Source organism: Dyadobacter linearis (genome assembly GCF_907165045.1).
Classification (GTDB): Bacteria; Bacteroidota; Bacteroidia; order Cytophagales; family Spirosomataceae; genus Dyadobacter; species Dyadobacter linearis.
In genome coordinates this window covers 954,293-980,404 of record NZ_CAJRAU010000002.1, presented here as the reverse complement: position 1 = coordinate 980,404, position 26,112 = coordinate 954,293, and the positions used below count along the sequence as shown (strand labels likewise).

The window sequence follows — 26,112 nt, the reverse complement described above, 5'->3', positions numbered from 1 at the left end:
TATGATCAATTGTCGCATCGGGAGCCAGTTTGGCAATATCATCTTACAAGTGCCAGGTCGGGCCGCTCGAATACTTCATTCTCGGGGCGGGTCTCCACCCACCAGATCTTCTCACATTTGGGATCGTAATAGCGGGCGAGCCGACCTTTGAACAGTGCAACCCTAAGAATATCTTTTTTTGCAGGCATCAGATTACTGCCGGCAGCAGAAGTTTGTCGGAACCCGTCAAGGAAATAAGGGGTTTCAGTCAGCTTTGCAAGATCAAAATCGGAAATATCAACCCATTCTACATTTCCAGAAAGTATCGCAGCCGGCGGAGGCGACTTGTACAGGTCGAATGTGAGGTAGGAAATCTCTTTGCAAACGCCGAGCCTTGCCCAGTTTTTTCGCACCTTATCCTCGCTGAGCTCATATGGATAATTAGCAAACGCATCATTGATTTCCTGATGTGTAGCCGGCTTCCCGTCCAGGAGCAGTTTCGTTTCTCCCTCGTACCCCATCAGCTCCTTTTTACGGTCGAAATACCCGTTTTTGAATTTGTTGATCACATTTTTTGGAAATCTTACCTGCGCCAGAAAATCCATTTTGAGTTTATGCTCGGCTAAAAGTGGCGGTAAATGAGTGAGCAGATATTCTTTTACAGCAGCTTTTTCATCGTTATCAGAACCTTTATAGTTAATGAAAAATTCGCGTTTATCTACACCATACATATCCGTTCTCCCCAGCGCATCTTTCGCATTGGGTTTCTGAAAAGTCACACCAAATCCACCAAAAAACAGGCTGTCAAAAACGGGTGTTTCCGTACGGATAAAAGGGTTATAACCGTCGCCGTCATAGCTAAGCGAATAATTGTAACTTGGATAAATGTGCTTTTTATGATCTATTTTGCCCGTCGGTTTCCGTACGGGAAGTGATTCATAATAATAACCGTCCGCGTCTGTTCTGATTGTCTTGACTATTTCATCTTCAAAGGAAATGTTGAGTGGCACATTAGCGAGCGGCTTACCGGTTTTTTGTTCCAACAGCAGGCCTGCAATGTAAATATTCTTCTGATAGATCTGAGGTCCGCCGTTTTCCCAAAACACAACGAAGGGATCCTGTTCCTTTTCCTTCGCAATATCATTCCTGAAAAACAGCAGTAACACGACGAGCAGCGGCATAGCGAACAAGAAACTGATCAGGAAAAATCTGGGCGTCCGCTTCTTATTCATCATGATGATACGTTCTTTCAGCGACGAAAAGTTGAAGCGGTTGGCGATCCGGAATTCGGGTACACCGGCAACTTTTAATAACAAATACTGATAATCTCGCGGGTCTACCTCATTTTGCAGCACCTGATCGTCGGCAATGTATTCCAGGTTCTGACGGATCGCGTGGCGGATCATCCAGGCAAACGGATTGTACCAGTTGAGCACGCAGAGGATTTCCGCCCAGATCACATCAAGCGTATGCCGCTGCCGGACATGGATATACTCATGTAAAATAATGTCCTTCAATTCATCTTCCCCATGCATTTCCGGGTTATAGAAAATCGAGCGGCCAAATGAAAACGGACTGATATTCCGCTTCACGTGATAAATCTTAATATCATCCTCCGAAACCAGCTCCGCCTTGCGCACGATCCTTCGGAACGAGTACCAGTGAAATAGCATTCTCAACAGCATTATCCCCGAACCGATTGCAAGCACAACCAGTATCCAGCTTTCCATCCCGAACTGCGCCTGAGGTGTACCCGCCTGACTGACAGTAACCTGCGGCTGGATCTGCGAGATAGTGGGCACTGCGCTGAACATAGCGGTGCTATCTGCATGTGAGATCGTTTCAATTGTGTGATTGATATCAATAAACGGTACCAGAAAACTGAGCGCCGAAAATTTAAGCAAATACAGCCGGTTCCAGTTATAAAACGTCAGGCGACGGAGGAAGAGCTGGTAGAACAGGCTGGTAAATGCCAGACTGACAGATAGTTTGATGAGATAGTCTAGTACAGGAGACATGGCGGAAAACGTTATATGCGTTATTTTTTACCCTCAATCAATCCGATGATTTCTTTAAGCTCGTCAGCCGAAATCTTGTTCTTCTGTACGAAAAAGCTGACCAGTTCCTTATATGAATTTTCGAAATAGTCTTTCACCACATTTCCCATAAACTTCTGTTTATAAGCTTCTTCGCTGATAGCCGGGGCGTACAGGTATGCATTTCCGATCAGCCGGCTGGCTACGAATCCTTTCTTTTCGAGGTTTTTTACCGTAGAGGCCACGGTGGTGTAGGGTGGAAGCGGCTCGCTCATTACTGCCATGAAAGACTTAATGCTGCCTTCTCCGGATTTCCAGATAGCCTGCATTGCGTCTTCTTCCTGCTGGGTTAACTTTTCCATTGTTACGATGTTTTCGTAAATCTACGAATGTTTCGTAATAGTGGAAGCTTTTCAGGAAAAAATTTAATTAAATCACTAATCCGCGTGCTCGCCTTTATAATACTGTACTTTTTTGAACATCTCGATCAGCGTGCTCACTTGCAGTTTTTCAAAGATCCTTGCCTTATAAGTGCTCACAGAGCTTTCAGTAAGGCCGAGATAGATCGCGATTTCCTTGGTCCAATATCCCTCAATGAGCATATCCATTACTTCCAGTTCCCGCTGGGAAAGGTTTTCAAGGGGATTTTCGCTGATTGTTTTGCTTTCCAGGGTGTTTTTGAGCAGTTGCTGCTGTACTGCGGCGCTCAGGTAGTGGCCGGTGTCCAGCATGGAAAGAATCGCCTTTTTTATCTCGTTTTGCGACGAGCTCTTGGAAAGAAACCCGTTTGCGCCTGATTTTATATAGTGCAGCGCATATATCTGCTCTTCGAGGCTCGAAAATACGAGGATCAGCAGCTTAGGATTCGCATCCCGCAGTTTGGGCATCATATTAAAGCCCTCACCATCGGGAATACTGATATCCAGTAAAACGAGGTCGATCGGGTGGGCCCCTGCGTGGATCATCGCCTCGCGGAACGAGGCAGCTTCGTGCACTACCACAGGCTGCAACAAGTCGGTGACCAGGTACTTCGTAGCCAACCTCACTATCGCATGGTCTTCAACAAGTAAAATATGCTTCATCTGCTAGAATAAAAGGCAAGCCGGAAGAGAATCAGAGTAGCTTTAATAAAACCAGAAGCTACGTAGTATTTCTTCATAAACTACGTAATAATTAGTCAATATTTTCGCAAGTATACAAATTATTTACTACCCTAAACACAAAAAAAGCGCTGCCGAGACAACGCTTTTCAATGCAGCAGCCCCGACTACTTCACGGGCTTTTTGAATATCGCCTGATCTACCGGCGGGTTCACCGCTATTTTGTTGGTGATGAATGACATCGTGCCCATTTGTGCATTCGAAACGTCCATAGTATTTGGAAATTTAACTCCATCTACTTCCTTATAATCGGAAAGATCGATTTCTCCTTCCTGACCATTCATCGAAGTTTTGATCTTGGTGATCAGGTACGTATTTGCGTCAACGTATTCGTCCATAGTCTGTCCTTCTGCGGTGGTCATTTTCAAATGGAAAACATCCTTTTTATCAATCTGCTCTTTGCCTACCAACTCAACTTTGTTGCCTTTTTCTTTGTAATTAACCAATCCTCCGAAAGGATCCAGTGAGCTAAGTTGCTGTTTCACAACATCTGCCGGCATATCCTCAGGTTCGCCGGTGCCGCCCATCATAGTCGGCCGGATCATCCAGCCTTTGGAATCGTCGACCACCTGTACCATCGAATTGCCCATTACCGTAGATTCGTTCCGGAAAGATTTTCCAACAACCAGGATGGTCTTATTCGGGATTTCCATGCCCTGAACCGCCAGGGAACGCTCTACTACCAATGTATTGATCGACTTGATTTTGTCAAGTCCCCCGAGGGCAGCGACGTGCTTGTCTACGATCTCATCGACAGTCTGGGCGAAGGTTCCTGCCGAGATCAGCGTTGCGGCAAAAGCCAGTATTAGTTTGTTCGTTTTCATATTGAAGCTTTATAGTTGGTTAATTAGGTGAAAAAGTTCGAATATAGGTTACCTCGGAGTACCGCCTCCGCCTGCCGGTGCGCCGCCGCCTGATTGTCCGCCGCCACTTCCATCACTCTTCACATCGTCGTTGTTCACCGACTTGGCTTTCCGTTTCGGAGCGTCCATCGTCATTTTGCCGATCTTGTAAGTGAAAGTCAGGCGCACGCCGCGATTGTACATATATATGTCACTTACCTGATTGAATTGAATCGAATTCAGCTCTGTGTGCATTCTGAAACGTTTGCTCAGGAAGTTTTCAGCCGCAAGACCTACACTTCCTTTCTTATTGTTAAACTCTTTTTTCACACCCACAGTGTAAAATCCGAAACCGCCCTGCATTCCCTGCAATTGTACCTGGTTACCCTGCATGAAGCCGAAAGCCTGCGCTCCCCAGCCATTTTTGAAAGTAGCCTGAGAAAAAACACCCCCGCTCACATTAAACCCGGTATTGGTCAGTTCAATTGTCTTTCTGTCCTGTCCGAGTGTCTGTCCGGCCAGTTTAGTATAAAATGCATTCAGGAATACCCCGAAGTTGATCTTGGAAGTAGCTGCAATATTGGCAAAAATGTTTGTACCATAAGCGTGCTGCTTTCCTATGTTCTCGTACGTAGTGACGATCGCGCCGGCGAGGGTATCGGAAGGTGCCCGGACCTGCGAAATTGCATTGTTAGTTACCCGGCCAAAGAAAGTAGCATTTACAAACGTTTTCTTGATGTTTTTGGACAAACCTACTTCAAAATTGTTCGTCAGTTCAGGACGCAGCTCGGGGTTACCGATCGTGATATTCTGCGGATTAGCCGAGTTGAAGTTGGGGTTCAGCTGCTGCAAGCCCGGCCGCTGGATCCTGCGGTTGTAGGCAAGTTTCACCGTGGTTCCCTTAAAGGTTTTGGATGCATTAAAGCTCGGAACAAGCACGCCGTAATTTCCCACACCAACCGAACCTTCATTCGTACTCGCGTCTATAAATGTATGCTCGTAACGGGCACCTCCTTTAAATGTATAGCGACTTTTCGTTGTATAAGTATAGGAAGTATATCCGGCCGCAATGTTCTGGTGGTACGTCAACTCACCTGCCGGCTGATCAGTTTCAGGACGAAAGTCGCCGACTGCCTCTGCAACCAGGAAGCTATAATCACTATTTACCTCGCGGAAAATGCCTTTTGCCCCAAATTCCAGCAATTGGTTCTTTTTGATCGGGGTCTGATAATCGCTCTGAAAAGTAAACTCCTGATTCAGGTTCTTGTTCAAATTCCGCTGGCGGGAAGTCAGTTCGCTGTTTCCGTTTAGAATGTTTGCGTCGAAATCGTTGGTCAGGTCGTTCCGGCTGTAAAGTGTCGAAACGCTCCATTCCTGCTGCGGTTTGAATGTGTGCAGGTAGTCCAGGTTCACATCGACAGTTCCCGACAAATTCCTCGCATCCACGTCGCGGCTCGTAGTAATGTCACTTGATCCCGTTTTCGACAGCCGGGTCATCAGGTCCTGCTGATTACTGAAATTGCGGACACCATATTTAACGCCCGCTGTCAGGCTCTGGTTTTTAGCAATATCATAATCAAAGCCCAGATTATAGTTCCCGAACAAACCACGGCTGCTTCCGTCGCCGGTCTGGCGGGTAACGGTCGACACATTTTCAACGGTACTGGTTTGCTCTAAAGAGGTTTTTGTGATCGTATTATACATTCCGCGACCAAATCCGCCGATCGTAAACCCAGCTTTTCCCTTGCGGTAGCCGCCATTCAGCGAAAGCATCGAGCCCCTGTTACCTACGCCCGCGTCCACATTCAGGTTGAGTCCCTGCAAACTGTTCTTTTTGGTGATGATATTGATGATCCCGCCTGATCCTTCTGCGTCGTATTTTGCTGACGGACTGGTGATTACCTCCACGCTCTTGATCTGATCTGCGGGGATCTGTTTCAATGCATCGGCTACGCTATTCGCGATGATCGTACTCGGTTTGTTGTTGATCAATACCCGGATATTCTGACTTCCGCGCAGCGAAACATTTCCATCCAGATCGACGGTCAGTAAAGGTACTTTACGTAAAATATCAGTTGCGTCGCCGCCTTTCGCAGTAATGTCTTTTTCTGCATTATAAACCAGCCTGTCCACCTTTTCCTCGATCAATGCGGCTTGTCCGGTAACTGTAACTTCATTCAGCGTTTTCGTAGTTGAACTCAGTTTAATGGTACCCAGATCCAACTCCTGACCTTTGGTAAGCTTGATATTGCTTATCGTTTTTTCGCCATATCCGATAAATGAAACCAGGATCTTGTATTCACCTTCCATAATTTTGGTCAGGCTAAACTTACCCTTTTCGTCTGCGACGGTTCCGTCCACTGCCTGGTTGGTCGTTTTGTTGTAAAGCGCAATGCTCACAAATTCAATAGGTTGCGAAGAAGTGGAATCTGCAACAGAGCCGCTGATTTTCGCTGATCCTTTTGGGGTCTGATCTCCGGCCGTGCCCGGAAGTGCTTTGGGTGCCGCTGCGCCCCCGACGGGAAATTGTGCAAAAGCTGGTGATTGAAGTGTAGCCAGTAGAATGGCAAATGCTAGGAGAAATTTCGTCATTTTCATGATATTGTTTTTAACAGCATAAAAATGCGACACAATTTACTGGGCGGAGTATAAATTATGATAAAGGCTAAAATAAGTGGGATAGATGCAGGATATCCGCAGATGAAAGAGAACCGGAATTTGCTCCGGCCTGCGCTTTTAGTAATTTGGGAAAATCGACCAACTGGCGGAGATGAATAAGGTTCGCGACGCCGGTGGAAATATATTTTTGGAAGTGAATTCCTAATTAGATACATTGCCTATGCAGTTGAGAGGTCCTGCCTGATGGACCGCGAGAACATGGTTTCTCCTTAACTGTTTTTTTTATGCACCTGCTATACTGCGACGAATCCGGAAGCGCGCCCGACCCCAATCAAAATCATTTTGTTCTGAGTGGAATATCGCTCTTCGAAAGGCAGGTATTTTGGCTTTCTAATGAACTGGACAGAATCGCGGAAAGGTTTGATCCTGCCGAAATACCTGATGTTGAGTTACACGGAAGTCCAATGATGGGCGGCCGCGGGATCTGGCAGCCTTTTACCAAAGCCGACCGTATTAAGGCGATTGAGGATGCTCTGCATGCATTGGCTAAATCACATCCCTCTAATCGTATTTTCGCATGCGTGGTAAACAAGGCCAAAGTAAGTCCCTTCGACCCGGTAGAGATTGCGTTCGAGCAGGTATCCAGCAGGTTTGACCATTACCTGGCCCGTTTACACAAGAATGGAGACCCACAGAGAGGTATCATCATTTTTGACAAATCAACCTATGAGACTGCATTACAGGGATTGACGACGAATTTCCGAACATTAGGGCATCGGTGGGGCTTGTTGCGCAATCTCTCGGAGGTTCCGCTATTCCTTAATTCAAAAGCGTCGCGACTGATACAACTGGCTGATTTAGTATCCTATGCTATTTTCAGACATTATGAACGTGGTGATGATCAGTTTTTTAAGATAATTGCAGATAGGTTTGACCAAGAGGCAGGCGTTCGTCACGGGCTTTGCGAGCGCTTATGATTTCGTTTACCAGGGTAACAATGCACCGAAATCGTCTTTTGTTTTAGAAATCAGCCAGCCTAATTATGCCTGAAAACGATAAGCAGTTACTAAACCGGCGGGACTTTGTGAAGAGTTCGGCTGCGCTGGCGGTGGCCGGTGCAGTGCCGGGTTCCATTTACTCAATGCCTTTGCAACCACAGAAGATCAAGATCACGCGCGTAGATTCAAATTTTGAAAGGGAGCCTCTAAACCCGTACAGATTCAAAGGAAGCGCGATCACCGACAGCTGGCAGGCGATTTCTATGCTGGAATCGGAGTCGGGTATTCGCAAAGTCGGGCTGGGTACGCAGGGAGTTTTGTGGTCTGACTCCAAAGTTTTCGCCGGGCATTCCGAAAGTGCCGGCAATGCATTAATGTATGCAATGAGCGAGAGAGCACTGCAAATGCTGAAAGGCACCACCTTCACCGACCCGGTGAGTTTACTGGATGATATTTTACCCGAAGTTTTGGAATACGGCAAGAAAATCACAGGCAATCCTGACCTGCGTAAAACGTTCGCTTTAAATGCATTGGTTAGTGTCGATAATGCCGCGTGGCTGCTGTACGCGCAGGAAAACGGTTTGAAGCAATTTGATGAATTGGTGCCGACCGCCTATAAGCCTGGCCTGTCATACAGACATGAGAAAGTGGCGAGTATCCCGTCGTTCAGCGTAGGTACCACCGCAGAAAGGATCAAACAGGCGGCGGAGGAAGGTTATTTTATCATGAAATTAAAAACAGGAGCCGCCGGAACCCAGCAGGAAATGATCGAAAAGGATATTGCATTCCTTACCGCGGTTCACAAGGCAGTCGGGCATTTTGAAACACCTTATACCAAAAACGGTAAGATACCTTACTATTTCGACGCTAATGGCAGATATGAAAAGAAAGAAACGCTGCTCAAATTTCTCGACCATGCAAAAAAGATCGGCGCATTCGACCAGATTGCGGTGATCGAAGAGCCTTTCGAAGAGAGTAACGAGGCATTTGTGGGAGATATGGGCGTGCGCTTGGCGGCCGACGAAAGTGCGCATACGGTGGAAGATGCAGCGAAAAGGATCGAACTCGGCTATACCGCAATCGCCGTGAAAGCGATCGCTAAAACGCTGAGTATGACTATGAAAATTACCCAGCTGGCTTATGAAAAGAAGGTGCCCTGCTTTTGCGCAGACCTCACCGTGAGTCCGATTTTGGTAGACTGGAACAAGAATGTTGCCGCCCGGTTGCAGCCGTTTCCGGGAATGACGGTCGGTTTGCAGGAAACCAACGGGCATCAATATTATAAAAATTGGGAGAGATTGATGAGCTACCACCCGAAAGCGAATAGCAGCTGGACGCGAACAAATAAAGGAGTATACCTGACTGACGCTTCTTTTTATGCGGAAAGCGGTGGTATTCTCGCACCCTCGGCGCATTATGACGCATTATTCGCAACGAACGGATAATACCCGTTCGTTGCGTTTTTCGGTTTATAAAGTCTGTTTCAACGTTTTGAATATCTCTGAATGCGGCTGCTCGCCTTCGTACGTTTTCACCAGGTTGCCCGATTTATCATAAATGGCAATATATGGGAATGAACGGATCTGGTAGTAGCGCTGCACAAGATAGGAGGTACCTTCCGTGCCGACTTTGAAATTCGGATAATTCGTCAGATTATACTGTTTCACAAACGGTTTAAGCATATCCATCGCCTGGAAAGTGACCATTACGACCTGCTTGTTGGCCACGACACTGTAATTTTTGATCAGGTCTTTTGTGAAATCCTGGCAATGGTCGCAGTCAGGTGAAAAATAGATCAGTACGGTCGGGCCTTTCGCGAGCTGGCTCGAAGTATATTGCTGACCGTTGGTAAGCCGGATCTGGAACGGAGCTATTTTGTTGGGAATTGATTGTGCGTAAACTGCCGTCGCAGCTACGAGCATTAGTAAACTAGAAGTCAATTTTTGGATCATTGTCTGGATTCTTTTCGTAAGAATCTGCAAGATATTAATCTTTTGATCGTCTAGCCCGCAACTTTTTCCGTTACTTTTTCAAGAATGTTACGCAGCTGGTGTGCGTGTCTTTTCGAATGACAAATCACGAAGTAAATCCACTCGTAACGCGTCAGTTCGCCAACCTCCGGAAAAGGAAACTCCATACAGGTAACTGATAGATCTTCCGAAATTGCAATCGCCTTAATGGCAGCCCTTTCAGTTTCAAAATCTCTCGTAATTTCTTCCGGATCGTGCGGACCATTCGATGGGATATTGAACTCGGGTGCTTGGAGTTTGGTAGAAAAATCCAGGAAAATATCTTCAATCACCGGTACCATCTGTTGTGGCGAACGCGAAGTAGGAGCGGTTTTGCCCATCAGGACATCCGGCAGGCCAGTTTCAGACTTTAACAAATGCTCCGTTACCTGCCCGGCTGTCCAGCTGCCGGTAAATGGAATATCGTTCACCTGATCGGGCGCGAACGAGGCAAGTACGGATAAATAGTCGGCCGTCGCTTTTTCCAGCTCGGCTGCAAGTTGTTGATTATTCATAATCCGCGCGGTTAATGCATTAATTTTCAGCCAGTTCTTTTATCTTGTCCAAAGCCTTATCCCAGGCTGCCGCCATGTCGTCGTAGTAGTCCACACCCATCGCACAGGTCATACTCATTCTCGCACCGCCTTCTTCTTCTTTCAGGATGTAAGTCTCCTGGTAACCAATCATTTGCTTGGCTATCTCGCTATCGTAATCTTCCACGCCGTCGGTAACGATTCCCGTATATTCAATTGTGATTTGTTCAAACGGGCGGCTTACCTCGATCACACCGACCAACCCGCTTTTCGACCCGTCCGTAAAAAGTGCTTTACTGCCTTCCCGCCAGTCCGTATCGGCGATATTGCCCGCTCCAAATTCGGCCAGCCAAATTCGGTTGAGCCGTTCTTCCGTGATCACTTCCCAGATTTTTGCAGCGGGTGCCTGGATCAATATTGATTTTTCAATGAGCTTGGTTTCCATATAAATTGCGTTTGTTATAAGTTATATTGCAAACTTAGATGAATTAGTAGGAATAAAAGGGGGGTGAAACTGTCAAATTTAGGGTTGAACGCGACAGGTTTTTTTTCTGATATTTGAATTATGAAGCACATATCTGTACTTGTTCCAAGAGGCGACGTTGCGCTCGGAACGATCGAAGGTCCGTTTAAATTTTTCTCTTTTGTAAATGATTTCCTGACCGCAATGGGCAGGGAGCCCGCTTTTCTCGTGCAAACGGTGGGCATTAATAATGATGTGCAAAAGTACGGCGGGGTATTTTCAGTAAGTCCGGAGGCAACTATTAAAAGCCTCAACCAGACAGACCTGATCATTATCCCCGCCGTGAATGGCGATCGGGAAAGTGTGATTGAATTGAACCAGGAGTTTTTTCCCTGGATAGCCGCTCAGCATAAGCAGGGAGCGGAAGTGGCCAGCTTGTGCGTGGGTGCATTTCTGCTGGCAGCGACGGGTTTACTTGCCGGCCGGAGTTGTACGACGCACTGGATGTCAGCGCCGGATTTCAGAAGAATGTTCCCGGATGTAAATCTCATGGACAATCGCGTGATCACCGACGAAAACCGCGTTTACACAAGCGGCGGCGCAAATACATTCTGGAATCTGCTCGTTTATCTGATTGAGAAATATATTGACCGTGAAATGGCGATCTACACGACTAAATTTTTCATGATCGAGATCGACCGCAATACGCAATCGTCATTTATGATGTTTACCGGCCAGAAAGAACACGAAGACGAGGTGATCAGAAAAGCGCAGGAATTCATTGAAAAGAGCTTTCAGGAGAAGATAACGGTTGACCAGCTTTCTGAAATGTTCGCGATCGGACGCAGGAGTTTTGAGAGACGGTTTAAAAAAGCGACTTCCAATTCTGTGATGGAATATATTCAGCGCGTGAAAATAGAAGCGGTGAAAAAGAGCTTTGAGGTAACGCGCAAAAATGTGACCGAACTGATGTACGAAGTAGGTTACACAGATACCAAAGCATTTCGCAGCACATTCAAGAAAATCACGGGTCTGTCGCCGATCGAGTATCGCAATAAATACAACAAAAGCGCAATGTCTGCTTAGGATTGCGCTTTGTAGAGTAATATATATGTTGACAAAAACTAGCCTTCGTGTGTTTGGAATGGCTGGAAACCCAGTTCCATGATAGAGGGCAGGTAGTAGACCTCGTCTTTAAGTACCTCCGCACTATAACCGAAATCCTGCATAAGCCTGATCATACTTGTAGCGCAGATAACGCAGTCTTTTGATGTGATCCGCATGATCCTGTCACAATCTTCCAGATCAAACGTGGCGCGGTAGTCGGGAAAAGAGCGGCTGATGAGCGCCACAAGGAGGTTTGCCTGGTGACGTTTTGATACATTGGTTTTGAAGACTTCTACCATATTCAAGTTCGTTAAGTTAATGTGTGGCCCTGATCAGTCGAATGTCCATCAGTTTCCGCCAGCTACCTTCGCTATACTGCTCCCAGCTCCCGGTTAAAGTTTTGTCGCTATCGCTAAAAGCGCCTTTGAACCGAAGTTCGGAGGAAGTTATTAACCAGTTATCTTCGTCAAAACCGCCGTGCATGACGCCGGATTCGCCTGCGTCATCATAAAAATGCATTGGGTAAGTCCCTGAAAGCGTATCGAATCCGATGATCTCAACACTCTGCTTGCGATCTTCGCCCATCATCACATCCACGGTATGCATAAGAAAATGCCCGCCGGGGAGCCACGCATAATGATCTGTTCCTGCAATATTTACGGTGCCTGACTTTGTAATTAAGGTACCGGTTGTATCCCAGTTTCCTGCAAATCTGTCTAGTAATGACAACTCAGCCGCATTGGTACCATTTTCCATCGCATTATCCAATTTTGAACTTTCGAAAAACCGCTTTGATCAACAATACAAACTAAACACGAAACACCCTGAATTAAAGATGTGTTTTGCGACATAAAAAGGGGGTAATTGTGACAATTGGCCGCAAAAAGCGACTTTTCGGCTTTGGCAAAAATATTATTCACCCCATGCAGTAATTACCAGACTTCGCGATCCGCCCGAATCGCGGTGCTCGCAAAGGTATATTCCCTGCCAGGTACCGAGCGCCAGCTTACCACGACGAATAGGGATCGTCACCGAGCTGCCAAGGAGCGCAGCTTTCAAATGGGCGGGCATATCATCCGACCCCTCATAATCATGTTCGTAATCCGGGTCATTTTCTGGTACAGATTTATTGAAATACATCTCAAAATCAATTCTGACGGTCGGATCGGCGTTTTCATTGATAGTCAACGAGGCGGAAGTGTGCTGGATAAAGACCTGGCAAATACCCGTATTGAGCTGCGCGATCTCTGGAAAAGCATGAAGAATCTCATTGGTGATCAGGTGAAATCCCCGGCGCTTTTCCCGCAAGCGGAGCTCGGTTTGAAATATCTTCATGCTTTTTTAAAGTCGGTTTGCGGCAAAATTACATTTAATTCAGCGCAGGATTAAGACTCCTGAATGACAGAAAGGATATTTCCGGCAGGGTCCGTAAACCACGCGACGACTGGCCCTTCTCCCCGGGAGATATTATCTGCGTCCGTTTTTAGTCCCGGAAAGTCGTAGCTTTCGAATTTCGTACCCTTGCTTTTCAAATCTGCCACCGCCGCTTCAATATCCGGAACCAGGAAATTAAGTACTGTATAAGTTGCAGGAGTATGGTTTGGCTTTTCGTAGATCATAAAATGATTAGCCCCCGGCGCTGCAATGTCCAGCGTGCCCATTTCTGATTCTTGCACCTGCAAGCCCAGCACGTTTTCATAAAATGCTTTTGCCTCTTGCAGATTATTCACCGAAAACCCGCCGAATGCTTTTGTTGGTTTAAACATAATCCTGTTTTTTAGTTATTGATAAAATGAAATACATTTCAGGAACCCGGCACCGTCACTTTTTCGGCATCGGGCTCTGGTTTTACGTACACTTTTGAAAGTTCGTGGTAAGCTGCCGACCGCATTGCAAACAGCGTGACAAACAGCCCGATAACTCCGGTTACTATGAATAAAAGTCCGAGTCCACGGTCTTGCCCGGTTCCAAACCACGGCCCGATCAGGTTCGCGCCGGCGCCGGTTGTCATAAAGGGGTTGAATACAAATTTGGCGATCGGGCCTATCATGAATGCAGTGACCGGAGAGGCGGCTTGCTCAATACTCTGCGCAAACCCAAAAACGCGACCCTGCCTTTCCGGCGGTATTACTTTTTGAAGTATCGTCTGTTCGGTCGCTTCCACGACAGGAATGAGGCAGAGATAAACGAACATTCCGACGGTCAGCAACTCAATAGAGGCTTGTATAGGAAACAGGATCGTGACAACCCACATGACGATATTGGCCAGGAAAAGGGTTTTTAGCGGCTTTTTACCCAAACCCTTTTTTGCAACCACCAGCCCGCCGACAATAAAGCCGAGGCTGAGCACACCCCAGAGAATTCCCCACGTTTGCACGGATACCAGCGCCAGACCGTAAGCGTCCATCAGCGACATAAATACGCCGCCCAGGAAGTTGTTGAAAGTATTGAAAAATATCAGCCCAAATAATCCTGGAACAAGTCCCACTACGCGGATAGTACCTTTAATATCAACACTTTGCGTATGTGGCCCTGCATGTACGATCCCTGGTTCGTGAATATGTATGGTGAGCAAATGCAGGATTACAAGTATCGTCAACCCGATTGCGATGGCGAGCATCCAGAAAATCCCCAGGAAGCCAATTACTAGTCCGCTAAAAATGGAAGCGACCAGAAATGAAACGCCGTTTGCGGTACCTACCATTCCGTTCGCTTTGTCGCGCCCGTCTTCCGGAATCAGTATCGTTACTACCGTCGACAATGCGATGGAGCGGATATTGCCGGTGATTGCGCCAAAAAGTGTCAGTATAATAAACGCCCACAGATTAACACTCGTGTCACTTTTAAACACTTCGTCGGGAGTGCTGGCATAAATGATCATCGCCAGCACATACAGGATCAATGTCAAAACGCCCGATAACATCATCGATGTTTTTTTCTTGTAGCGATCAACCAAAGACCCCAGAAAAAACCCTGAGAATGCGACCGTAGCCAGGTAAACGCCCGCCATCACCGAAGTAGCGATGACAGATTTTGTTTCAAGATAAACCCAGAAAGTAACCGCGAACCAAACGAAATTATTGGTCAGGGAAGCGGCGAGAGAATTAACCAGAACAGCGTAAAACGTCTTCATATTACTTCATGTCAGTTATTTCATGCTGATAATACAAAAGTAGTGATCGACAGGTTTCGTGCGGGAGGCGGTACGGGACAAATTCGGGGGCAGACGTGACAGTTTTAAGCGTCCATGAGGTTACATTTCAGAAAATCAACCAGAATTTTTCTTAAATTTATTCAAATAGTTCTGTTTTAAATTAAACAAGACGTCTCCATGAATAAAATCCTGCTCTTTCTGATTGTACCTGTTCTGCTTTGCTGTAAAAAGGCCCGGGAAGAGGTAGGTTCGGTCATTGAAGTTCCTATCGAAATTGAAGATGGTTTCGGACCGTTTAGTGCTAATTTTTCCATATTCAACGCAGAATACACCGCTGATAATGCGGATGGAGCTGGTTGGATACCTACGTATCGCCCTGTGCGCGGCGTACCGAAATGGGAAGGTGTGGTGAAAAGTATGATCTGGCTGGACGGTTATCAGCTCGTTTACCAAAATTTCCATGAGGGAAAGATCGGTAAGGAAATGTATGAACAACTACAAAAATCGTGGGACTGGGTTCCGGATGAAACTGTGCTATCGAAAAAGCCTCTCAAATGCTTCGTTTACACGGTTAGGGGTAGAGATGAAACCGGGAAGATCGCGGTGATGGTCGACACCAACAATAACCTGGATTTTAGCGATGAAACCGCATTTTATCCCGAACGAATTTATCTCAAAGAAGGCAAATATGACTGGGACTCGGCGGGGGTTTATAAAAAGGTTTTCATGGTGCAGCGGGAGCATGTATTGAGAGGAGAAGTAGTGAAAGACAGTATTCTGATGATTATCAAATATGCGCCAGACGATGAGGAATGGAAGCGTTTCTGGTATGCATTTCCCCGCTACGAAAAAGCCAGGTTCGACTGGAAAGGCAAGGAACACGAGATTGTGGTAAACAATTTTTTCACAAATGCAGGTTTTGAAGAATCAAACATTTTTGTAGAAAAGGATCTCGACTCAAAGAAAAGGCTGGCTGTAATGGACGGCGTTGAGAAGGGCGAACTGATCGAGGTAGGCGGCTTACTGGACAAGAGTAAATTCAGAAATCTGGGCGTCGATCCCCGTACAGGCTCCCTGCTATTGCAGGCAGAATCGGCGGATCTGGATGAATATTCCCTACAAAAAGGCTACGCAATGCGGCCTTTCAAAGCGAAGGATTTTAAAACTGGCAAAGATATCGCGCTGGCTGATTTTCGGGGTAAATATGTATTCATTGATTTTTGGGGAACGTGGTGCGGCCCTTGCGTACAGCAGCTTCCCGGGCTTCGCGAGATTTATAAGGAGACCAACAAAAACCAGGTACAATTTATCGGGATAGTCAAGGATACAGAAGAGCGGCTTGATAAATATTTGACCAAAAACAACCTTGAATGGCCGCAAATCCTGTCTGACAGTGTCAACAAGCTGATCGAAACTTATAAGATAACCGGTTATCCAACAACCATATTACTTGGTCCCGACGGTCGTGTTATTGATAGGAACATTCACGGAGAAGCATTAAAAACCCGACTGAAAGCGATTTCAGCCGGGCCGGTATTATGATGCAAATATTGTCAGATCAGGGATCCATTCGTTTCGGCGCGCCCGGGGCCGCCGCTGGTGCAGCCGGAGTTGCAGATTGTGGCTGCGTTGATAACTGAGAAGGAGATTTTTGCTGAGGCTGACCATTCATAGGAACCTGCTGCCCCGTTTGAGCAGGCTGCCCGTTTGGTGCCTGTTGTGAGTTAGTCTGAGTTCCGGGTGCCGTAGTCGTATTCGTCTGAGTGGTAACGCTGGTCTCCGTGGTCTGAGCGGGATAAGTGCCCGGCTGGCCGTTTTGAGCAGGTAACATTTGTCCGCCCTGTACTGTAATAGTTTGTTCAACCGGCGCAGTGGTGGTTGACTGATATCTTTCCGGAAATGTTCTTGGATCCTGGTTGGAATTTACCTTTGGAACCTGTCCCTCCGCAGTAATATCTCCTCTGGAAGGCTCGAACCCTAAGTTTTGTACCTGAGGAGCGCCTGCCTGCCTCGGCAGATTCGCGGGAGACTGTCCCGCTGCTGCCGGCGCAATCTGGCCCGTAGGCTTGGGTTGATAGCCGGTATGTGCGCCACCTTGCTGGCCGCTATACGCTTTCGGTACCTGGCCGGTAGGAGCGGGCCTGTTCTGGGCAAATCCTTGTGTTGTTACGGTGCCCAGCGCAATGCAAGTGACCGCAGCAATGTGTGTGAATTTCATTTTTTCTGGATTTAAATTGAAATGTGTCAGACTGTTACTGTCTGCGAAGGTACCTACTAAAATTATTCCAGAAAAATATCTGATGCTTAATATACCGGCTTTGGCCGGAGAAATCAGATTTGCGCTTATCACAAACTGATTCCCCAGGCCGATGCTGATTACTATTTACTAACGGTCCCAGAATGCCGGCGGCTCAATGCCGAGTGCTCGCAGGTACACATATCCTTGTCCCCGGTGGTGAATCTCGTTATCGACCAGATACAAAAACAGCGAGTAGATCGGGCCTTCGTACATGCCGTAGGCGTTGTCGTGCTCATGAAATCTTGCAGCCGGAATTTGCGGCCAAATGTGATCAATGTATTCTGTTACAAGGTCCCAAAGATCCAAAAGCTCCTTTTTAGTTGCTGGCGGGGGCGTTTGCGAATCCAGCTGCGGCTCGCCGAAAGTCCAGTCGCCAAATGCGACTCCCCGGATACCCGGCGCCGCGAGGCCGATCATTTCCATCGCCAGCTGAGCAAAAGGACGCATACCACCAATCGAAAAAGCATAGAGCTGTTCCTCAGGAAATGCTTCAATAACCTTGCGGCTGAGTTTACGATGGCCCTGCCAATGTTCCAGTAACTCCGCGGGACTGATAACAGTTGCGCTAATTTCGGTGTCGGTGGCTTGAATGCTGTTCGTTTCCATGTCAAAGGTTGTTTTAGTTTTGATTACCTCACAAACTAAATGCAGCCTTATGACAGCAGTATGTCAGCAGGTTTTTTCTGTTGTTTAAAAAAACCAAAAACTTTTCCGGTTGCCGAAAGGCACAATTTTTTTGACCTTTTATCAAACTAAAAACCAGAAATCATGGCTGAAAAAACCAGTTCAACATCCAGTACGACGGATCATGATGAAATCCGCGCCTGGGTAGAAAAAAGAGGAGGAAAGCCTGCAACCGTGAAGGGAACAGGCAGTAAAAATGACGATACCGGTATTCTACGCATCGATTTCCCCGGTTACAGCGGCGGGGATTCTCTCGAAGAAATCTCCTGGGAAGATTTCTTCGAGAAGTTCGACGAAAGCGGTCTTCAATTTCTGTATCAGGAAGAAACGAGCGACGGCAAGGAAAGCCGGTTCAACAAATTCGTATCGAAATGATCGGAGTGGAATAGATCAGAAAAAGCAGGCCCTTTTTACAGAGCCTGCTTTTTTATACGACAGTCCAGAGACTATCGGTAAAATAGTGTTTGCAGTCCAGAAAATGCTCCATGACAGTAAAGCCGTTTTTCGCAGCAACATTTTCAATTTCCTGTAAAGAATATTTCTTCGAAAGCTCCGTCCAGATCAGTTCATTCCGTTCAAAGGTGTAAACTTCACCCGTTTCTTTTACAAAAACCTGCTGGGGAACAAGGCTTACCAGATAACTTCTCACTTCGCCGTTCAGCGGATTATAGTGTGAATAGAAATCGAAATGATTCGTTTTAAATGTGCCGCCCAATTCGCGATTGATCCTATTTAACAGGTTCATATTGAAAGCTTTGGTAATTCCAGCAGGATCGTCGTAGGCGCAGCGGATCGTCGCTGGATTTTTCTTCAAGTCAAAACCGGTGAGCAACTTATCGCCAGCCTTCATGTTTTTTCTGAAATCGGCCAGAAGCCCATCCACATCTGCGGGTTCATAGTTTCCTATATTTCCACCCAAAAACAAAAATAAACACGGAATACTCGAACCAGACAGTTCTTCCATCATCGAAAAGTAGTTTCCGATTTTCGGTTCAATATGAAGTCCGGGTAAATGCTGCTGCATGTTGACCACCAGCTCGTCAATCGCTTTTTTAGAAATATCGATCGGCACGTAGGAAAACTCAGCGCCTTTCTCGATCAGTGTTTTGAGCAGCTGTCTGGTTTTTACACCATCGCCCGCGCCAAATTCGACGACACTGAAAGGCTTATCAAAATCCAGCATTTTAAAAATCCCTTCTCCCTGCAAAGACAAAATCTCAAATTCGCAGGCAGTAGGGTAGTATTCAGGCATTTTCATAATATCCTGAAAAATCCCGCTGCCAATATCGTCGTAAAAATATTTGGAGGAAATGTGCTTTAATGGGGCAGTTAAGCCAATATGTATATCTGTTGCAAATGAAGTGTCTGACATAAAATGGATAAAGACGATTATTTAGCCAGCCTGATTCCGGTATACTGCCAGCGTTCAGGGGCGTGAAAAAAGTTGCGGTAGGTCCTGCGCGCGTGGTTTGGTGAAGTGGCTACGGAAGCGCCGCGCAATACCATTTGATTGATCATAAATTTCCCGTTATACTCACCGACAGCGCCGGGTGCCTTGGAAAATCCGGGGTAGGGAAGGTAGGCGCTATTGGTCCATTCCCACCGCTGGCCCCAGTCGAGATTGACAGATGCGATCTCCCACTCGAATTCTGTCGGCAGCCGCATTTGTTTCCATTGTGCGAATGCAGCGGCTTCGTAATAGCTTACGTGTCCTAGTATTGCATAAGGATCTACTTTTTGCAGCCCGGCCAGCGTATAATAATGCCACTCACCTTTAACCTTGTGCCAGTACATGGGGGACTGAATACTATTTTCATTTACCCACGACCATCCCTCATCCAGCCAAAGGTTGAAATCCGAGTATCCGCCTGCATTCATAAATTCAATATATTCCCCGGTTGTGACCGGGGATTTGCTGATCTCGAATTCGTGCAGAAAAACCTTGTGTCTGCCCAGTTCATTGTCAAAACAGAATCCGTCGCCTGCAAAACCGATATCATAAACCCCCTCACTGATTTTCAAAAAGCCAGTGTCCGTGTTTTTGCCCGAAAGCAAATTGTGGTTCTCTTTGTAAACGGGGAAAAGCGGATTGTGGCCAAGAATGTATTTAATATCCGTAACCAGTAATTCCTGATGCTGCTGCTCGTGGTGCAAGCCTAGCGTAACCAGCGACAAAGTGTGTTCGTCCTGCTCCGATTCGAGCAACTCAACCATACAACGGTCTACATGCTGGCGGTAAGCGTAAACAGCCTTGGTAGTCGGTCGGGTCACATTTCCCCGGTCAGTGCGCAGGGTTCGCTCGCCGATATTGTTGTAATAGCTGTTAAAAAGGTAGTTGAAATCGGGATCGTATTCCTGGTAGCCGGGCTTGAATTGCTTTAATATAAAAGTCTCAAAAAACCAGGTAGAGTGCGCCAGGTGCCATTTCGGGGGACTTACGAACGGGACGGGCTGCGGAATGTAATCTTCTGTTTCGAGCGGAGCGCAGAGGTCTTCGCTGTATTTTCTGACACTTTGGTAATCGTCCCTAATGCGGTGGTTGGTCATTAGCCAGATAATTTTTTAAATCGGTAATGGTATTGATATGCAATGATTGTGCCTGCTCTTTCCGCATCATCAGCGCGTACGCATTATTGAAGCCGATCGGTTTCAGCCATTGCATCCGGTATTCTTTTTCAAACTCTTTTTGTACAAAAGCAAAAGCTTTTTCCGGGTCGCTGCTCACTTCCTGAATTTGCCTTGGCGTAGGTTTCAGGATCACCAGCAGGCCGGTACCGGTATATTCCGGGTACATATCAATTTCATTATTAGCCAATGCATCAAAGCAGATTTTTGTTCCGCCAAGTCCTGTCCGGCTCACGGTTTTTAGCTCCGTATTTCCTTCAATCAATATTTTATACATACTGATCAGGATATATTGTTCCGCAAAAATCTTCGATCCCAGCCTTACCTGACCCTTATTTCCATTTCGCGGCTCCTTGAAAAGCCCCCTGGAACGCAGAAAATCCGCAGCCACTTTTTCCGGCGACGCTTTCAGGTAGTCGACTTTGTAGTTCAATTCCGTCATCACCGAATCAGTAATCTGGCCCGCCAGCTGGTCGATGGCCGGTTGCAGTTCGGGATATTTTTCCAGTATTTCCCTGCGGATCAACGGAGAAGCGTAATAGGGTGGGAAAATGTGCTGATCGTCTTTGAGCGTGATAAGGTCGTACGCTTTCAGCCGGCCGTCGGTACTGTACCCGCTGATCACGTCGAGTTTTTTCTCAAATGCAGCCTTGTACATCACCGCATCGCTGATAACCACAGTCGGGATATTCAGTTTGTACTTTGATTTTAAACCCAGGTAACCGTCTTCACGCCCCATAAACTCCGGCGTAAAGCCGCCCAGAAGCTTCACATCGGCAATTGGAATAAGATAAAATCCTGAAAGTGTGAGCATTAATACCGGCATTACCACCAGTAACAGCCTGGCTTTGCGCAGGTTTATTTTTTGAACTAATGCGAGCAGCTGATCGATCAGAATGGCCAGTAATGCAGCCGGAATAGCGCCGGCGAGAATCATATTGGTATTGTTGAGGGCAATTCCACCGAAGATAAATTCCCCCAGTCCGCCCGCTGCAATGTAGGCAGCCAGGGTAGCCACACCCACATTGATCACAGCCGCCGTTCGAACCCCGGCCAGGATCACCGGCAATGCAAGCGGCAATTCTACGCCAAAAAGCACCTGCCAGTAGTTCATTCCCAAAGCGCGCGCCGCCTCGGTAACAGCAGGATCGACCTGGCGAATCCCGGTATACGTATTTCGGATAATGGGCAAAAGTGCGTAAAGGAACAAAGCTGTGATCGCAGGGAGCGAGCCAATGCCCAAAGCGGGAATTAAAAAACCCAGCAGCGCAATGCTGGGGATTGTTTGCAATACCCCCGCAATACCGAGCACGGCCCAGGCCAGTCTGTCTTTCCGGGCGATCCATATGCCCAGCGGCAACCCGATCATGACCGCAATCACAAGCGAAACGCAGGTCAACCCGACATGCGCCACCGTCTGGCTCCACAGCTTGTCAGACTGCTGCACCACGAATTCCCAAAGACTTTGCTGCCTGGTCATCTGGTGTTTTTATAGTTATTAAATGACTGAAATATAAGTGTTTGGCTCACCAATCGTATCTCGTTTTCTCTCTTTACCGACAATTCAGTTTGTCCCGCACCAAGTTGCTGCATTCCCTCCCACAAACTCAGGTCTGCCGAAACCGCGCCGCTGCCAATCACTTTCTCCGGTGGCAAACTATCCCAGATATCATGAAATGTAAATGCATTGAGTTCGAGAAACAGGCGCTGGTGATCGAAAAATGAACTGACGAAGCTGTTGGCAGGATTAAAAAGCAACTGCCGGGCAGTACCGGATTGGACGATCCGGCCTTTATCCATTACCGCAATATGGTCGCCCAGCTCAAACGCTTCCTGCACATCGTGCGTCACGAGCACGATCGTTTTACGCTTTAACTCGGGTAATTCGCGGAATTCCTGACGCAGATTGGCACGGGTTACCGGATCGAGCGCGCCAAAAGGTTCGTCCATTAATAGCACCGGTGGGTTGGCAATCAATGCCCTAGCCACTGCAACTCGCTGTTTTTGTCCGCCGCTTAGTTCATCGGGATATTTGGAAGCGAATTCACGGACCGGCAACCGCAACTGTTCGAGCAGCCTGTCGGTGTGCCGGGTAATTTCGGATTGTTCCCATTTCAGCAGTTTGGGCACAATACCTATGTTTTCACGTACTGTAAAATGCGGAAAAAGTCCGTTGTTCTGAGAAACGTAGCCGATCGTCCGCCGGAGCTGTTCGGGATTTTCTGTAAATATATCCTTCCCGTCAATTTCGATCGTCCCCGAACTTGCCTCGATCAGGCGGTTCATCATTTTCAGGGTCGTCGTTTTCCCGCAGCCGCTGGTACCAAGCAGTACCAGTGTTTCTCCTTCTTTTACCTCAAAAGAAATATCCCTGACCGCCTCAACATCTCCATACTGCTTGCTAATGTGGCTTGCCCGGATCATATTTTTTGTAAAGCGGTTCTCGTAAAATGGTAGGATTGGTTATTCAAGAAGCGAAAAAATGCTCGTTTTTACCAGTAAATGCACGTTTTAGTGCGGCTTCGACATGAACAGGTTATTCAAAGACTCGGCATAAGTTGGGTGGGCGAATATACCGTCACGCAGCTTGTCGAAAGTAATCCCACCCATTATTGCGAGTTCCAAAATCGTCACCACTTCGCCACCCTGCTCGGCCAGTACCGCCGCACCAAGTATTTTACCTGATTTTTTGTCTACGACCGCCTTCATCATTCCCCGGGTGTTACCCGTCTCGATGGAACGCGCGACGCTGTCGTTCTTGATTGTGTAAACGTCGATGTCTAACCCTTCGTCGCGTGCGTCCTGTTCGGTCATGCCGATACGTCCCAGCTGCGGGTCGATAAACATACAGTAAGGTTGCTGCCGGCCTTTGATTGTACTTTGCTTCTTGTCAATCACATTAGCCGCAACTACGCGGTAATCATCATAGGAAATATGTGTGAAGGCCATTCCGCCTTTTATATCGCCCAATGCGTAGATTCCTTTGGCGGAAGTTTCAAGCGAATCATTTACAACAATGAAACCTTTATCATCCAATTCGACGCCGGCTACATCCAGGGACAATCTATCGGTGTTAGGTTTTCTTCCTGTCGCAATCAAAATATGAGAATACTCGAAAGAATGCTCCTGGTCGTGTTTTTTAATTTTTGCCAGAATTTTTTCCTCGTTCCTAGTAAAAGCGGTTACCTTTGAATTTATGAGGATTTCAATATTCTCCTCAGCTAAAATCTTGGTGATCTCTGCTGCGATATCTTCATCTTCATGCTTCATGATCCGCTCGGAAGGTTCTATAATAGTTACCTTCGAGCCAAAGCGACTAAACATTTGCCCGAATTCCAAACCAATATAGCCGCTGCCCAAAATCAGTAAATGTTCGGGAATATCTTCAATATCCAGAATGCTGGTTGAGGTCAGATAATGGATTTCTTGTATCCCGGGGATATCCGGAATAACCGGACTCAGGCCGGTATTGATGAAGATAAGCTCGCCGCTGACTACTTCGCTGCCTCCGTCGTTAAGTGAAATCGTGATCTCTTTTTCTCCCGAAAAATGTGCGTCACCATATATCACCTCCAAATTTTCCGTTCCCGCAAATCCCTTTTCTAAACTTCCCCGCATGCTTTTGACAATCTCGTCTTTCCGATCGCGGATCGTTTCGAAGTCTATTTTAATATCACTTGCAGAAACACCCAGCTTGCTGCTATTGCGCGCTACCCAGGCCGCTTTGGCGGATGCAATCATCGCTTTGGTTGGGGAACAGCCGTCGTTTACGCAGGTACCACCTGCAAATCTCCTTTCAATAAGTGCGGTTTTCTTACCCGATTGTGCCAATTTTCTAGATAGAGGAGTTCCTGCCTGGCCGGAGCCGATCACAACTGCGTCGTAGTGCTTCATAGATCTGGGTTTTCTTTTACACTAAAAACAATAAAAGCGTGCCGTTACGACGCGCTTCCATGCAATCTAATATAAATAACGACTAGCTGGCGAAATAGGCGGCTGTACTTTCCCTGTCTATCTGAATCTGCTTTACCAGTAAATCCAGCCCGTCGAATTTCTGTTCGGGTCGGAGGTAATGCAGCAATTCCAGCGTCAGGTCTTCGCCGTATATCTCTTTGTCAAAATCAAATAAATGTGCTTCAATGGTTCTTATGGTACCATCTACTGTGGGGCGCACGCCAATATTGAGCATTCCTTCGTAACGGGTGCCCTGGTGCGTCGCGTAAATAACATATACGCCATTCATCGGTACCAGCTTGTAAGATTCGTGCAGAAACAGATTGGCAGTAGGAAAGCCGATCGTCCGGCCCAACTGTTTTCCTTTTACAACAGTTCCTGATAATGTATAAGGGCGGCCCAGCAGGCCATTTGCCTCTTCAATATGCCCGGTAACTAATGCTTTCCGAATGCGGGAGGAGCTGATCGCGGTGTCTTCAATATCTTCCCGGGGAATCTCTTCGACCTCAAAACCGTAGTTTGCGCAGTTCTTTTGCAAGAATTCGAAACTGCCTTCGCGGTTCCTTCCAAAACGGTGGTCATAACCAATTACCAGCTTTTTTGTACCAATCCTGTCCACGAGTATTTGTTGAATAAATTCGTCGGAAGACAGTTCGGAAAAGGCTCTGGTAAAAGGGATTATCAATAAGTGGTGAATGCCCAGCTTTGCAAACAACTCGATTTTCTCATCGATCGTCGACAGCATTTGGAGTCCCTGACTATCTTCGGAAACTACGGTGCGGGGATGCGGCCAGAAGGTTAGCACCACCGATTCTCCGCCCGATTGCCTGCTGATTTCTAGCAATCGTGAAAGTATTTTATGATGTCCAAGGTGCACGCCATCGAAGGTGCCGCTTGTTACTACGCCATATTCCAGTTTGGAAAAGGAATCCAGGCTGTGATAAATTTTCATTCGTCCACTTCTAAGTTCAGGGCGACCCGTTTCTGATGAATGAAATCGGTGAGGCTCCATGCATTTTTAAGTTCGAATGCGCCTATTCTCGTTCTGCACAATGCACTCAGATAGGCGCCGCTTCCGGCCAGTTCACCGAAATCCCGAACCATACTACGAATATAAGTACCTTTTGAACAAATGATCCTAAAATCGATTTCAGGAAAGCGGGCAGCGTCGATTTCAAAAAGTGAGACTTCCACATTACGCTTTTTGATTTCAGCCACTTCGCCGCGACGCGCTTTTTTATAAAGCCGCTCGCCATCTACACGAACTGCGGAGTAAATAGGAGGTACCTGCTCAATATGCCCTGTCAATTGAATGCGGGCACTTTCCAGAACTTCCTGTGTAATATGGTCGGTTGTATATTCGGCGTCGAACTCAGTTTCCAGGTCGACAGAAGGGGTTGTTTTTCCTAAAACGAAAGTACCGGTGTATTCTTTTTCCTGCGCCTGGTAAGTGTCAATCTGCTTCGTTTTTTTGCCCGTGCATAAGATCAGCAAGCCGGTCGCGAGTGGGTCTAATGTGCCTGCGTGACCGATTTTCTTGAATTTGCAGGCTCTTTTTAGTTTGTTGGCAACGTCAAACGAAGTCCAGGTCAAAGGTTTGTCAATTAAAATGACTTCTCCTTCGTCAGGAATATTGGGATCACTTTGCAA

Annotated in this window: 27 protein-coding genes; 5 read left to right on the top strand and 22 right to left on the bottom strand. The window is 46.9% G+C overall.

The window, feature by feature from the left end; translation table 11 throughout:
• Nucleotides 1–38: 38 nt before the first annotated feature.
• From KOD92_RS10150 to KOD92_RS10130, 5 genes are all read right to left on the bottom strand, one after another.
• On the bottom strand, nucleotides 39–1,997 hold the full coding sequence (locus tag KOD92_RS10150) for a M56 family metallopeptidase (RefSeq protein WP_215233429.1): 1,959 nt from the start codon (nucleotides 1,995–1,997) through the stop codon (nucleotides 39–41).
• Between the two features lie 20 nt (nucleotides 1,998–2,017).
• Nucleotides 2,018–2,377, bottom strand: a complete 360-nt coding sequence (locus KOD92_RS10145) for a BlaI/MecI/CopY family transcriptional regulator (RefSeq protein WP_215233428.1) — start codon at nucleotides 2,375–2,377, stop codon at nucleotides 2,018–2,020.
• A gap of 75 nt (nucleotides 2,378–2,452) precedes the next feature.
• Complete coding sequence (locus KOD92_RS10140; RefSeq protein ID WP_215233427.1) at nucleotides 2,453–3,097, bottom strand: response regulator; 645 nt, start codon at nucleotides 3,095–3,097, stop codon at nucleotides 2,453–2,455.
• A gap of 185 nt (nucleotides 3,098–3,282) precedes the next feature.
• A complete protein-coding gene (locus KOD92_RS10135) occupies nucleotides 3,283–3,999 on the bottom strand; it encodes a LolA-like protein (RefSeq protein WP_215233426.1) in 717 nt (238 codons plus the stop codon).
• A gap of 48 nt (nucleotides 4,000–4,047) precedes the next feature.
• On the bottom strand, nucleotides 4,048–6,615 hold the full coding sequence (locus KOD92_RS10130; protein ID WP_215233425.1) for a TonB-dependent receptor domain-containing protein: 2,568 nt from the start codon (nucleotides 6,613–6,615) through the stop codon (nucleotides 4,048–4,050).
• A gap of 305 nt (nucleotides 6,616–6,920) precedes the next feature.
• Here KOD92_RS10130 and KOD92_RS10125 point away from each other — a divergent pair, with 305 nt between their 5' ends.
• Nucleotides 6,921–7,613: a DUF3800 domain-containing protein gene (locus tag KOD92_RS10125; protein ID WP_215233424.1), complete on the top strand. Its 693-nt coding sequence runs from the start codon at nucleotides 6,921–6,923 to the stop codon at nucleotides 7,611–7,613.
• A 65-nt stretch (nucleotides 7,614–7,678) separates the two neighbouring features.
• Entirely contained in the window at nucleotides 7,679–9,079 is a 1,401-nt protein-coding gene (locus KOD92_RS10120) for an enolase C-terminal domain-like protein (protein WP_215233423.1), read from the top strand.
• Between the two features lie 24 nt (nucleotides 9,080–9,103).
• Here KOD92_RS10120 and KOD92_RS10115 read toward each other — a convergent pair whose 3' ends face one another.
• From KOD92_RS10115 to KOD92_RS10105, 3 genes are read right to left on the bottom strand one after another with little or no spacing between them, the layout of a single operon-like run.
• The gene (locus tag KOD92_RS10115) at nucleotides 9,104–9,586 is read right to left on the bottom strand and encodes a TlpA family protein disulfide reductase (protein WP_215233422.1); all 483 of its coding nucleotides are present in this window, start codon (nucleotides 9,584–9,586) and stop codon (nucleotides 9,104–9,106) included.
• Between the two features lie 50 nt (nucleotides 9,587–9,636).
• Nucleotides 9,637–10,158 carry a DinB family protein gene (locus tag KOD92_RS10110; RefSeq protein ID WP_215233421.1) on the bottom strand — a complete coding sequence of 174 codons (522 nt, stop codon included), beginning with the start codon at nucleotides 10,156–10,158 and terminating at the stop codon, nucleotides 9,637–9,639.
• Nucleotides 10,159–10,177: 19 nt separating this feature from the next.
• Nucleotides 10,178–10,621, bottom strand: a complete 444-nt coding sequence (locus KOD92_RS10105) for an SRPBCC family protein (protein ID WP_215233420.1) — start codon at nucleotides 10,619–10,621, stop codon at nucleotides 10,178–10,180.
• Nucleotides 10,622–10,741: 120 nt separating this feature from the next.
• On the opposite strand from KOD92_RS10105, the gene KOD92_RS10100 reads away from it, so the two are divergent.
• The gene (locus tag KOD92_RS10100; RefSeq protein ID WP_215233419.1) at nucleotides 10,742–11,725 is read left to right on the top strand and encodes a GlxA family transcriptional regulator; all 984 of its coding nucleotides are present in this window, start codon (nucleotides 10,742–10,744) and stop codon (nucleotides 11,723–11,725) included.
• Nucleotides 11,726–11,763: 38 nt separating this feature from the next.
• On the opposite strand, the gene KOD92_RS10095 is transcribed toward KOD92_RS10100, so the two are convergent.
• The 5 genes from KOD92_RS10095 to KOD92_RS10075 all read right to left on the bottom strand — a co-directional run bounded on the left by KOD92_RS10095 (nucleotide 11,764) and on the right by KOD92_RS10075 (nucleotide 14,879).
• The gene (locus KOD92_RS10095; RefSeq protein ID WP_215233418.1) at nucleotides 11,764–12,045 is read right to left on the bottom strand and encodes a hypothetical protein; all 282 of its coding nucleotides are present in this window, start codon (nucleotides 12,043–12,045) and stop codon (nucleotides 11,764–11,766) included.
• Between the two features lie 16 nt (nucleotides 12,046–12,061).
• Complete coding sequence (locus KOD92_RS10090; RefSeq protein ID WP_215233417.1) at nucleotides 12,062–12,502, bottom strand: DUF1579 family protein; 441 nt, start codon at nucleotides 12,500–12,502, stop codon at nucleotides 12,062–12,064.
• A 156-nt stretch (nucleotides 12,503–12,658) separates the two neighbouring features.
• Entirely contained in the window at nucleotides 12,659–13,081 is a 423-nt protein-coding gene (locus tag KOD92_RS10085) for a secondary thiamine-phosphate synthase enzyme YjbQ (protein ID WP_215233416.1), read from the bottom strand.
• 50 nt (nucleotides 13,082–13,131) lie between these two features.
• Nucleotides 13,132–13,512, bottom strand: a complete 381-nt coding sequence (locus KOD92_RS10080; protein WP_215233415.1) for a VOC family protein — start codon at nucleotides 13,510–13,512, stop codon at nucleotides 13,132–13,134.
• Between the two features lie 38 nt (nucleotides 13,513–13,550).
• Nucleotides 13,551–14,879 carry an MFS transporter gene (locus KOD92_RS10075; protein ID WP_215233414.1) on the bottom strand — a complete coding sequence of 443 codons (1,329 nt, stop codon included), beginning with the start codon at nucleotides 14,877–14,879 and terminating at the stop codon, nucleotides 13,551–13,553.
• A gap of 198 nt (nucleotides 14,880–15,077) precedes the next feature.
• Here KOD92_RS10075 and KOD92_RS10070 point away from each other — a divergent pair, with 198 nt between their 5' ends.
• On the top strand, nucleotides 15,078–16,442 hold the full coding sequence (locus tag KOD92_RS10070; RefSeq protein WP_215233413.1) for a peroxiredoxin family protein: 1,365 nt from the start codon (nucleotides 15,078–15,080) through the stop codon (nucleotides 16,440–16,442).
• Between the two features lie 16 nt (nucleotides 16,443–16,458).
• Here the strand turns inward: KOD92_RS10070 and KOD92_RS10065 are convergent, their stop codons facing one another.
• Both KOD92_RS10065 and KOD92_RS10060 read right to left on the bottom strand, forming a co-directional pair.
• A complete protein-coding gene (locus KOD92_RS10065) occupies nucleotides 16,459–17,118 on the bottom strand; it encodes a hypothetical protein (RefSeq protein WP_215233412.1) in 660 nt (219 codons plus the stop codon).
• A 168-nt stretch (nucleotides 17,119–17,286) separates the two neighbouring features.
• A complete protein-coding gene (locus tag KOD92_RS10060; protein ID WP_215233411.1) occupies nucleotides 17,287–17,805 on the bottom strand; it encodes a DinB family protein in 519 nt (172 codons plus the stop codon).
• A 162-nt stretch (nucleotides 17,806–17,967) separates the two neighbouring features.
• Between KOD92_RS10060 and KOD92_RS10055 the strand changes: the two genes are divergently transcribed.
• Nucleotides 17,968–18,258: a hypothetical protein gene (locus KOD92_RS10055; RefSeq protein ID WP_215233410.1), complete on the top strand. Its 291-nt coding sequence runs from the start codon at nucleotides 17,968–17,970 to the stop codon at nucleotides 18,256–18,258.
• A gap of 52 nt (nucleotides 18,259–18,310) precedes the next feature.
• Here KOD92_RS10055 and KOD92_RS10050 read toward each other — a convergent pair whose 3' ends face one another.
• From KOD92_RS10050 to truB, 7 genes are all read right to left on the bottom strand, one after another.
• Nucleotides 18,311–19,255, bottom strand: coding sequence for an L-histidine N(alpha)-methyltransferase (locus tag KOD92_RS10050; protein ID WP_215233409.1), 945 nt, complete (start codon nucleotides 19,253–19,255; stop codon nucleotides 18,311–18,313).
• Between the two features lie 17 nt (nucleotides 19,256–19,272).
• On the bottom strand, nucleotides 19,273–20,430 hold the full coding sequence (gene egtB, locus KOD92_RS10045; RefSeq protein WP_215233408.1) for an ergothioneine biosynthesis protein EgtB: 1,158 nt from the start codon (nucleotides 20,428–20,430) through the stop codon (nucleotides 19,273–19,275).
• Complete coding sequence (locus KOD92_RS10040; RefSeq protein ID WP_215233407.1) at nucleotides 20,411–21,988, bottom strand: ABC transporter permease/substrate-binding protein; 1,578 nt, start codon at nucleotides 21,986–21,988, stop codon at nucleotides 20,411–20,413. Before KOD92_RS10040 ends, egtB begins: the two co-directional genes overlap by 20 nt.
• Nucleotides 21,985–22,932 carry an ABC transporter ATP-binding protein gene (locus KOD92_RS10035; RefSeq protein WP_215233406.1) on the bottom strand — a complete coding sequence of 316 codons (948 nt, stop codon included), beginning with the start codon at nucleotides 22,930–22,932 and terminating at the stop codon, nucleotides 21,985–21,987. Before KOD92_RS10035 ends, KOD92_RS10040 begins: the two co-directional genes overlap by 4 nt.
• 87 nt (nucleotides 22,933–23,019) lie before the next feature.
• Nucleotides 23,020–24,402, bottom strand: a complete 1,383-nt coding sequence (locus tag KOD92_RS10030) for a mercuric reductase (protein ID WP_215233405.1) — start codon at nucleotides 24,400–24,402, stop codon at nucleotides 23,020–23,022.
• Nucleotides 24,403–24,484: 82 nt separating this feature from the next.
• Nucleotides 24,485–25,414 (bottom strand): bifunctional riboflavin kinase/FAD synthetase, encoded by a 930-nt coding sequence (locus tag KOD92_RS10025; RefSeq protein WP_215233404.1) that lies wholly within the window; start codon nucleotides 25,412–25,414, stop codon nucleotides 24,485–24,487.
• Nucleotides 25,411–26,112, bottom strand: coding sequence for a tRNA pseudouridine(55) synthase TruB (gene truB, locus KOD92_RS10020; protein ID WP_215233403.1), 702 nt, complete (start codon nucleotides 26,110–26,112; stop codon nucleotides 25,411–25,413). Before truB ends, KOD92_RS10025 begins: the two co-directional genes overlap by 4 nt.

Bases quoted from the DNA above. Each gene is read 5' to 3' on its own strand.
- KOD92_RS10150 (WP_215233429.1), bottom strand. From the start codon at position 1,997: ATGTCTCCTGTACTAGACTATCTCATCAAACTATCTGTCAGTCTGGCA.
- KOD92_RS10145 (WP_215233428.1), bottom strand. From the start codon at position 2,377: ATGGAAAAGTTAACCCAGCAGGAAGAAGACGCAATGCAGGCTATCTGG.
- KOD92_RS10140 (WP_215233427.1), bottom strand. From the start codon at position 3,097: ATGAAGCATATTTTACTTGTTGAAGACCATGCGATAGTGAGGTTGGCT.
- KOD92_RS10135 (WP_215233426.1), bottom strand. From the start codon at position 3,999: ATGAAAACGAACAAACTAATACTGGCTTTTGCCGCAACGCTGATCTCG.
- KOD92_RS10130 (WP_215233425.1), bottom strand. From the start codon at position 6,615: ATGAAAATGACGAAATTTCTCCTAGCATTTGCCATTCTACTGGCTACA.
- KOD92_RS10125 (WP_215233424.1), top strand. From the start codon at position 6,921: ATGCACCTGCTATACTGCGACGAATCCGGAAGCGCGCCCGACCCCAAT.
- KOD92_RS10120 (WP_215233423.1), top strand. From the start codon at position 7,679: ATGCCTGAAAACGATAAGCAGTTACTAAACCGGCGGGACTTTGTGAAG.
- KOD92_RS10115 (WP_215233422.1), bottom strand. From the start codon at position 9,586: ATGATCCAAAAATTGACTTCTAGTTTACTAATGCTCGTAGCTGCGACG.
- KOD92_RS10110 (WP_215233421.1), bottom strand. From the start codon at position 10,158: ATGAATAATCAACAACTTGCAGCCGAGCTGGAAAAAGCGACGGCCGAC.
- KOD92_RS10105 (WP_215233420.1), bottom strand. From the start codon at position 10,621: ATGGAAACCAAGCTCATTGAAAAATCAATATTGATCCAGGCACCCGCT.
- KOD92_RS10100 (WP_215233419.1), top strand. From the start codon at position 10,742: ATGAAGCACATATCTGTACTTGTTCCAAGAGGCGACGTTGCGCTCGGA.
- KOD92_RS10095 (WP_215233418.1), bottom strand. From the start codon at position 12,045: ATGGTAGAAGTCTTCAAAACCAATGTATCAAAACGTCACCAGGCAAAC.
- KOD92_RS10090 (WP_215233417.1), bottom strand. From the start codon at position 12,502: ATGGAAAATGGTACCAATGCGGCTGAGTTGTCATTACTAGACAGATTT.
- KOD92_RS10085 (WP_215233416.1), bottom strand. From the start codon at position 13,081: ATGAAGATATTTCAAACCGAGCTCCGCTTGCGGGAAAAGCGCCGGGGA.
- KOD92_RS10080 (WP_215233415.1), bottom strand. From the start codon at position 13,512: ATGTTTAAACCAACAAAAGCATTCGGCGGGTTTTCGGTGAATAATCTG.
- KOD92_RS10075 (WP_215233414.1), bottom strand. From the start codon at position 14,879: ATGAAGACGTTTTACGCTGTTCTGGTTAATTCTCTCGCCGCTTCCCTG.
- KOD92_RS10070 (WP_215233413.1), top strand. From the start codon at position 15,078: ATGAATAAAATCCTGCTCTTTCTGATTGTACCTGTTCTGCTTTGCTGT.
- KOD92_RS10065 (WP_215233412.1), bottom strand. From the start codon at position 17,118: ATGAAATTCACACACATTGCTGCGGTCACTTGCATTGCGCTGGGCACC.
- KOD92_RS10060 (WP_215233411.1), bottom strand. From the start codon at position 17,805: ATGGAAACGAACAGCATTCAAGCCACCGACACCGAAATTAGCGCAACT.
- KOD92_RS10055 (WP_215233410.1), top strand. From the start codon at position 17,968: ATGGCTGAAAAAACCAGTTCAACATCCAGTACGACGGATCATGATGAA.
- KOD92_RS10050 (WP_215233409.1), bottom strand. From the start codon at position 19,255: ATGTCAGACACTTCATTTGCAACAGATATACATATTGGCTTAACTGCC.
- egtB (WP_215233408.1), bottom strand. From the start codon at position 20,430: ATGACCAACCACCGCATTAGGGACGATTACCAAAGTGTCAGAAAATAC.
- KOD92_RS10040 (WP_215233407.1), bottom strand. From the start codon at position 21,988: ATGACCAGGCAGCAAAGTCTTTGGGAATTCGTGGTGCAGCAGTCTGAC.
- KOD92_RS10035 (WP_215233406.1), bottom strand. From the start codon at position 22,932: ATGATCCGGGCAAGCCACATTAGCAAGCAGTATGGAGATGTTGAGGCG.
- KOD92_RS10030 (WP_215233405.1), bottom strand. From the start codon at position 24,402: ATGAAGCACTACGACGCAGTTGTGATCGGCTCCGGCCAGGCAGGAACT.
- KOD92_RS10025 (WP_215233404.1), bottom strand. From the start codon at position 25,414: ATGAAAATTTATCACAGCCTGGATTCCTTTTCCAAACTGGAATATGGC.